The organism is Yersinia sp. 2542 StPb PI (assembly GCF_048593855.1).
Lineage (GTDB): Bacteria > Pseudomonadota > Gammaproteobacteria > Enterobacterales > Enterobacteriaceae > Yersinia > Yersinia enterocolitica_E.
This window is the reverse complement of sequence record NZ_JAZGQA010000356.1, coordinates 1-1,974: the sequence shown is the minus strand read 5'-3', so window position 1 is coordinate 1,974 and position 1,974 is coordinate 1. Positions and strand designations below refer to the sequence as shown.

The window sequence follows — 1,974 nt, the reverse complement described above, 5'->3', positions numbered from 1 at the left end:
GGCATAAATCGACAGACAGCGAGGCCTTCGTCCTACACGATAATAAATCATGTCCTACAATAAATATCTGAAATTACCCAATAAAAGCACCAATATTTTCCTCAGATTTAATGGGAAAATGGTGGCATATAAAACTACATGGTGAAGTAAATCACGAAAAAAACGGGGTTACTCCCGATGGGGGGCTGTCATCAGGGATGAATTACATACACAAAAACAGATAAAAAACGATCCCGGGCAACAGGGGCGATATGACATACCCGAAAAAAACACAAACAAAAAAGCCCAAGCTTGCGATAAGCTTGGGCTTTAAATTTGGCGGAAGGATAGAGATTCGAACTCTAGGACCTGTTACAGTCGACGGTTTTCAAGACCGTTGCCTTAAACCACTCGGCCATCCTTCCAATGGGCAGCATTATCATCTATAGCGCGATGATATGTCTAGTGTTTCATTCAGAAAAAATTGAAATTCGATTCGTTTGGTTAAACTTCACACCAAAATTGGTCAAAAAAAGTCTGTGCGGCTAAAAATAGTGCGACTTTTGATAAACCATCGGCTGTTTTCAATGCACGTAAGAGCTGCCTTCGGTGGATAAACATCCTGCCCTAACAATACCAGCCTGATGACCGACACAAAAAAAACGCGGCCAGGTGACCGCGTTCTGCCTCAGAACTTATCCTGTAATCAGAATTAGAACTGGTAAACCACACCAACAGCTACGATATCATCAGTGTTGATACCGGCGTTTTTGGTAAAGGTATTTTCATCCAACAGGTTGATTTTGTAATCAACGTAGGTGGACATGTTTTTGTTGAAGGCATAAGTTGCGCCGACATCAACGTATTTCAACAGATCCTGGTCACCATAGCCGTTGCCAAGGTCTTTACCTTTGGATTGCAGGTAAGCCACGGATGGACGCAGGCCGAAATCAAATTGATATTGAGCCACTAACTCAATGTTTTGCGCTTTGTTAGCATAACCTGCATCGGCATTGTTATTGCCGAAATCACCGAAGCGGGTCAGGTTATAAGTCTGAGTATAGTTAGCCGCCAGATAGACATTGTTGGCATCGTATTTCAAACCGCCGGTGTATGCATCTGCACGGTCACCGTGACCAAATTTCAGGTTATTTTGATCAGTAGTACGCAGAGAACTGGCCATCGCCGCAGAAGCGCTCACCCCCCAGCCCAAATCGTAAGATACGGACATACCGTAACCATCACCATTCTGCCCTTGTACATCACGGCCATTATTGGTTTCAGTACCGTTACCATTTTTGCCCTGATATTGCAGCGCAAAGTTCAGGCCGTCCACCAGACCAAAGAAGTTGGTGTTACGGTAAGTCGCCATGCCGTTACCACGTTGAGACAGGAAGTTATCCGCACCATATGTATCGCCACCAAACTCTGGCAGCACGTCAGTCCATGAAGTTACGTCGTACAGCACACCGTAGTTACGGCCGTAATCCAGAGAACCGTAATCCGCAAATTTCAGCCCCGCAAAGCCAACACGGGTGAAGTTGCCTTGATCCTGACTTTCAGCTTTATTCAGGTTTGCCTGATATTCCCACTCGCCATAACCGGTCAGTTGGTCATTAATTTGTGTTTCGCCTTTTAGGCCGAAACGCATGTAGGACTGATCGCCATCGTTGCTTTTATTGTCAGAGAAATAATGCAGACCATCAATTTTACCGAACAAGTCCAGTTTGTTGCCGTCTTTGTTGTAAATTTCAGCTGCACCTGCACTACCTGCGACTAATAAAGCCGGAACCAGCAGAGAAAGAACTCGAAGTTTCATCGTTATTATCCTCTATTATTAGATTTGATTATGCCACTGCTCTTTCGAGCAATTAATCCCAATGGGGTTTCTCTATTGTGGGAATAAGATTAGGATTAATCTATACAGAAAATGCTACTAAGTGACGGATAATGTTTCATATGTCCAACAAAGTATTTCAGAATGTAAATACTGGC

The 1,974-nt window shown here is 43.9% G+C and carries 1 protein-coding gene and 1 tRNA gene; both read right to left on the bottom strand.

All coding sequences use genetic code 11. The annotated features are described in order from the left end of the window. Window positions 1-316 precede the first annotated feature (316 nt). Window positions 317-404, bottom strand: a tRNA-Ser gene (locus V1952_RS21550). A gap of 287 nt (window positions 405-691) precedes the next feature. Beyond that, on the bottom strand, window positions 692-1,798 hold the full coding sequence (ompC, locus tag V1952_RS21545) for a porin OmpC (RefSeq protein WP_083158305.1): 1,107 nt from the start codon (window positions 1,796-1,798) through the stop codon (window positions 692-694). Window positions 1,799-1,974 lie beyond the last annotated feature (176 nt).

Excerpts from the sequence above, each read along its gene's own strand:
- ompC (WP_083158305.1), bottom strand. The coding sequence starts at position 1,798 with ATGAAACTTCGAGTTCTTTCTCTGCTGGTTCCGGCTTTATTAGTCGCA.